2 protein-coding genes are annotated in these 5995 nt (G+C 74.4%); both read right to left on the minus strand.

The window, feature by feature from the left end; all coding sequences use genetic code 11:
* The coding region (locus BJF79_RS30035) for a family 78 glycoside hydrolase catalytic domain (RefSeq protein WP_262402749.1) at positions 1 to 3200 on the minus strand (3200 nt) is incomplete at its 3' end.
* A 22-nt stretch (positions 3201 to 3222) separates the two neighbouring features.
* Positions 3223 to 5995, minus strand: a 2773-nt coding sequence (locus BJF79_RS30040) for a family 78 glycoside hydrolase catalytic domain (protein ID WP_143220390.1), incomplete at its 5' end; no start/stop codon positions are given.

Raw genomic sequence — 5995 nt, forward strand, 5'->3', positions numbered from 1 at the left:
CCGGTGACGCGGCAGGCGCGCGTCGTCGTCGCCGAGCTCGACGAGACGCGGGCCGAGGTGTTGGGCGGGACGTCGACGTCGAGGCGGTACCGGCGGTTCCGGTCGCCGCGGTGCAGCGCGACGTCGACGGGCCCGCGGACGGTCGGGACGCGGCCCTCGATCCGGGTGAGGGCGCCGGGGCGGGGCCTCACCTCGATCTCGGCGGCCCCCGGGGCGGTGACCCGGACGCCGAGGACGTGGCGCGGGACGGCGTTCGCGGGCGCCGACCCCCACGCGTGCGAGAACGTCATGTTCGGCTTCAGCGACGGGTCCCACGCCTCGGCGACGATCGTGGCGCCGAGGTCGTCCATCATGTGCAGCCAGCCGCTCGTGCCGGACGCGGTCATGAGGCCGATCGCGTCCTCGGCGCGTCCGGCGGCGAACAGGGCGTCGAGGAGGAACTGCGCTCCGTAAACGCTTACTTTCATGCCCCCGGCGGCGAGCGTCCTCCCGAGCGCGGCCAGGACGCCGTCGGGGACGGCGCCGGGCCCGGCGACGCCGAGCGCCACCGGGTACGCGGTGGCGTGCTGGGCGCCGTGGCCGGTGCCGACGCCGTCGACGAACCGTCCGCCGGGCGCGTCCAGGAGGGTTTCGCGCATCGCTTTCGCGAGCTTCGTCGCCTTGGTGCGCCAGTCGTTCGCGTCGGACGTCTTGCCGAGGACGTCCGCGATCTTCGCCATCGCGTCGAACGCGGCGTACTGGCAGGCGTTGACGACCGTGTTGACCTCGGTGAACACGTACCCGTCCCGGTTGGAGGCGGGCCAGTCGACGAGGTCGCCGAGGTCCTGGCTGGACCGGCCCGGATCCTTGTGGACCAGGCCGTCGGCGCCGAGGAACTCCGTCAGATGCTTCTCCGCGAGGACGTCGTAGTCGGCGGCGAGCCGCCCGGGATCGCCGGTGTGCAGGTAGTCCTGCCACGCCGACATCACGTTCATCAGCCGGTACTCGGTCGGCCAGGTGCGGTTGCGGGCGAGGAACGCGTCGGACGCGCGGGCCAGCGCGAACGAGCGCTGCACCCCGTACTCGGACGCCTGGTTGATCAGCGCGTCGCCCTCGTACGGGCCGCGCTCGCGGGTCGGGGTGTCGGTGTACAGGTCGCCGCGCGTCGCCTCGATCGAGTACCGGCACAGCGCGTACACGCGGTCGAGGTCGGGGTCGGAGCTGGCGAACGACGCGGCGTCGTCGTCCCAGGCCGCGCGCCACGCCCGTCCGGTCACGGCGTCCGAGAGGTCGAGGCCGTCGCCGGTGACGAGCTGCGCGTACCGGAACCCGCGGTAGCCCCAGTGCTCGATGGCCTGGCGGCCGTCGCGCAGCGTCCACACCTCCCGGTAGGTGACCCCGGCGCGCAGCGCGTGCCGGACCGTCCCGTCGTCGTTCAGCTCCTCGCCGAGCCGCACCTCGACCGTCTGCCCGGCCCGGCCGCGCACCGACAGCCGCAGGCCGCCGACGATCTCCCGGCCGAGGTCGACGAGCCACGTCCCGGGCGCGACCTCCGCGACGGACGCCGGACGGACGTCGTGCAGCCCCACGGGTTCGACGAGGGCCGGCCGCAGGCCCTCGATCGCGTCCTTGACGGCGGCCGGTTCCCACGTCGCGTCGTCGAACCCCGGGTGCGTCCAGCCGGCGGGTTCGTCCCGCATGTCCCAGTACTCCTGGCGGCCGTGGTAGAACCCGGTGCCGAACGTGCCCGCGTCGCGCAGCATCCCGGCCTGGCGGCGCGCCTTCCACCCGCGCCCGGTGCCGACGGTCTCGGTCGTCCCGTCGGTGTGCGTGACGACGAGACGGGCCACGAACCGCTTGTCGGCGGTGGTGAACGCGAGCGCGGCGAGCGCGTTGCGGCGGCCGGGCCGCAGCAGGCGCGTCACGTCGAACGAGTGGTACTTCGGCGCCGCGGCCCCCGACCGCATCGACGCGAACCCCGCGACCTCGCCGTTCGCCCAGATCTTCGCCGGGTACTGGCGGATCGGCTCGGGCGACTGCGCGGCCACGTGCAGGACGGCCGCCGCGATCTCCTTGCGGGCGAGCGTGAACTCCGTGCGCAGCAGCGCCCATTCGTCGTCGGGCGCACCGGCCGAGGACAGGGTCGACTGCCCCTGGCCGAGCACGAGGGCGCCGTCCTCGACCGTCCCGGCGGAGAACGTGCCGCGATCGGCGGCGAAGTCCTCGTCGAGGACGGTCGTGCCGTCCGCGGCCGTGAACGCGACGCGGTCCCACGCGCTCGACTCGCTCGACCCGTTGCGCATCCCGACCGTGCCCGTGCGGTACGTGCCGTCGGTCGTGGCGTCGACGTCCGTCCCGTCGATCGAGGTGGTGAACGTGGCGCCCGACATCGTGATCGCGACGTCGTACCAGCGGCCCGTCTCGATCGGGGTCGCGAGCGTCTTCTCCTCCAGGACCCGGTAGGAGCCGTTCACGCACACGTGCTTCTTCAGCACGCCGGGCGTGCCCGCGCGCAGTTGCCACAGGTAGTTGGCGCCGGTCCCGGACGCCCGGAACCACAGGCTCGCCGCGACGGACGCGATCCGCACGCGGGCGGTGAGGACGCCGTCGCCCGGCGCCTCGGCCGCCGGGGCCCAGATCGGGTCGGCCGCCCACTCCGCCACGCCGGTGGCCAGCAGCGCGGGCTCGGACCAGCGGGACGCGCGGCGCCCGTCGAACGTCCGGACCCGCCACCAGTACGCCGTCTCGGGGGCGAGCGCCGGGCCGCCGTACGGGACGGCGACCGAGTCCGCCGACTCGACGCGGCCGCTGTCCCACGCGTGCGGGCCGCGTTCGAGCCGGTGCGGGGTCGTCGCGAACTGCACCTGGTAGTGCGTCTGCTTCGTGTCGTGCCCCAGGTCGGCGACCTGCCAGCTCAGCCGCGGCTTCGCGTCCCGCACGCCGAGGCCGTCCGGGAGGAGGGCGGTCAGCAGCCCGGACGGCGCCCGCCGCGCGGCGCCCCGGGCGGCCTCCGGCCCGGGGGCCGCGGCGGCGGTGCCGGTGAGCGGGCCGGTCGCGGAGCCGAGCACGACGGCGCCCGCCGTCCCGGCGGCCGAAGCCGCCAGGAACCGGCGTCGGCTCATGCCCTCCCCCGCCGCCCCGGCCTCGGAGCCGGGCGACGCCGGTGCCGTCGGCGACGGCGACGGCGACGGGAGGCGGTGGTTCATGCCCTCGTTGGTCATTGGCACGTTCCTTTTCGGGTGGTCAGCGGTGGTCCGCGCGGAAGTGGACGCGGCCGGAGCCGACCTCGAACACGGCGTGGCCGTCCTCCATCCGGACGAACTCGGCGCGGTCGCGGCCGGACACGTGCACGTCGCGGGCGGAGCGGGCGGGGACGCGGACCTCGGCGCGGACGTTCACCGGGACGTCCACCGTCAGCGAGAGGCCGCGGCCGCTCCGCTTCCAGTTCACGCCGACGTCGCCGCGCTGCACCGGGACGGTGCCGGACGCCTCGCCCACGCCCGACTCCGGCGGCGCGATCCGGACCGTGGCCGCGGCCGGGCTCGTGACGGTGACGCCGAGGAGCGTCTTCTGGATCTCGATGAGCGACGTCGCGCCCCACGGGTGCGAGAGGCTCTGCCCCTCCTCGCGGGCGTCCCACGACTCCCACGTGAAGGTGCCGCCGCGCGCGAGGATGTTGCCCCAGCCGGGGCCCTCGGTGTCGGTGAGCCGCTCGACGACGTCGCCCGGACGGCCCGCGAGGGCCTCCAGGAGGCGGTGCGCGGTCATCGGGCCCATCCGCATGCCGAGCCCGGCGACGTACTCCTCGATCGCGGCGCGCGTCCCGGCGGGCGCGACGCCGTAGGCGAGCGCGTAGGCGTTCGCGATCTGCGAGGCGTGGGCGCTCTGCGCGCCGTCGCTCTTCAGGCCGTCGATGTAGACGCCGTCGTCCCGGCGGAGCCGGGTGTTGATCGCGTCCGTGAGCGCGGCGGCGTCGGCGCGCAGCCCGGCCGCCTCCTCCTTCTTCCCGAGGGTCTCGGCGGCGCGGGCGGTGGCGTTCAGCACGTCCACGCCGAGGACGTTGATGACCGTGCGGGCCGCCGTGTCCATGTCGTGGCCGTACCGCATGGTCGCGGGCCAGTCGATGATGCCGTACTCGTACTGCCCCGAACCGCCTTCGAGGTTCGTGACCAGGCCCGTCCCGGAATCGATGTAGCGGCGGACGTAGCCCGCGACCGCCGTCATGACCGGGTACGCGTCCGTCAGGGTCGCGGTGTCGCCGGACTGCAGGTAGTAGTCCCAGATCCAGCCGGGGAACATCTCGGTGTAGTCCGGGATGTCGCGCTTGCCGTCGCCGTTCGGGTAGACGGCGTTGAGCCGCCCGTCCGGCCAGTACCGCTCCTGCGACGACATGAACTCGTAGATCGCCTGGCGGGTGAGGCGCCGCGCCCCGTAGGCGCCCATCATCGCCTTGGAGATGTCGACCGAGTCGCCGAGGAACTGGCCCTTCTCGCGGGTCGGGGTGTCGAGGAACTGCTCCTGCGACCCGTACAGCGCCGACCGCGCCATCAGGTCGTAGGCCGCGTTCACCCCCTCGTCGGACGTGCGCAGCTTCGCCTTCCGCTCGACCTCGGTGTGCTGCAGGACGGCGGAGATGTCGTCCGCGGACGCGCCGGAACCGGGGGCGATCTCCAGGTAGCGCCACCCGACGAACGTCAGCGAACGGAACGTCTGGTCGCCGTCGCGCTGGGTGTAGCCGTACGCGAGGTTCGTGCTCTGGTTGTCGTCGCCGTCGCGGGAGACCGTGCCGTCGTCGGCGAGCCGGTACCCGGCGTGCATCTCGACGTGCCGTCCCTCCTCGCCGTCGCGGAACCGGACGACGGGGACGGCCGGGATCACCTTGCCGAAGTCGGCGACGAGCGCGCCGGAGTCGAGCCGGGCGACCTTCACCGGCCGGACCGTCTCGTGTTCGAGGTCGGCCTGCTGGCCCTGCAGGTGCGAGAACACGTCGGTCGGGTGCGCCCCGGCCGTCTCGGGGGCCTGCCAGGACGCGTCGTCGAAGCCCGGCTCGTCCCAGCCGTCCTGGACGGCGGTGCCGTCGATCTCCTCGATGTAGTCGCCGCCGTCGCCGTTGCGGCGCGGGGCGTCCCGCCACGGTCCCGGCGACACCTTCCACGAGCCGTCGGTGACGATCACCTGGCGGGTGCCGTCGGCGTGGTCGACGACGAGCCGGACGAGCAGGCCCGGCGCGCCCTTCGGCCGTCCCTGCCCGGACCCGTACCAGTGGTAGAGGGCGCCGATCGTGTTCGCGCGGCCCTCGCGGACCTTCGAGGTGACGTCGACGGTCTCGTAGAAGCCCTCGTCGGTGTGCGCGAACGCCGCGCCGCGCTCGATCGTCTCGCCGTTGAGGTGCAGGACGAACTGCTGCCCGGCGGCGACGTGGACGCGGGCCCGCACGATCTTCGACCGTCCGGCGGTGAAGTCCTTGCGGGCGAGGGTGTACTCGTCGGGGTCGTCGGTCGCGCGCCGGATCCAGTTCGCGTCCCAGTCCTCGTCGCGGATGCCGGTGTCGAACGACGCGGGCCGCGACCACGGAGAGCGCTTCCCGGTGCGGTCCCAGGTCCGGACCCGCCACTTGTACGTGGCGCCGGGCTTCAGCGACTCCCCGGCGTACTCGACGTACTCCTGGCGGCCGGAGCGGACCCGGTCGCTGCCCCAGACCCGGTCGCCGGACGCGTCGCGCACCTCGATCTCGTACGCGGTCTGGACCTCGCCGGGGTCGCGGTCGCGCGGCCGCCAGCCGAACAGCGGCGCGCCCTCGACGTTCAGCGGGCGGGCCTGGTCGCCGACGGTCAGGTGGGTGGGGGCCTGCGGCGCGTGCCCGGCCGTCAGCGCGGCCTGCGCGGTGCCGGGCAGGCCGACGGCGGTGCCGGCGAGCAGCGCGGCGGCGGTGACGGAGGAGAGCAGGGCGACGGCGGGGGCGGTGGGGGCGGTGGAGGGACATGGTTCTCCGTGATCGCTTCGGGGGGGCGTGCGG

Source organism: Actinomadura sp. CNU-125 (assembly GCF_001942465.1).
Lineage (GTDB): Bacteria > Actinomycetota > Actinomycetes > Streptosporangiales > Streptosporangiaceae > Spirillospora.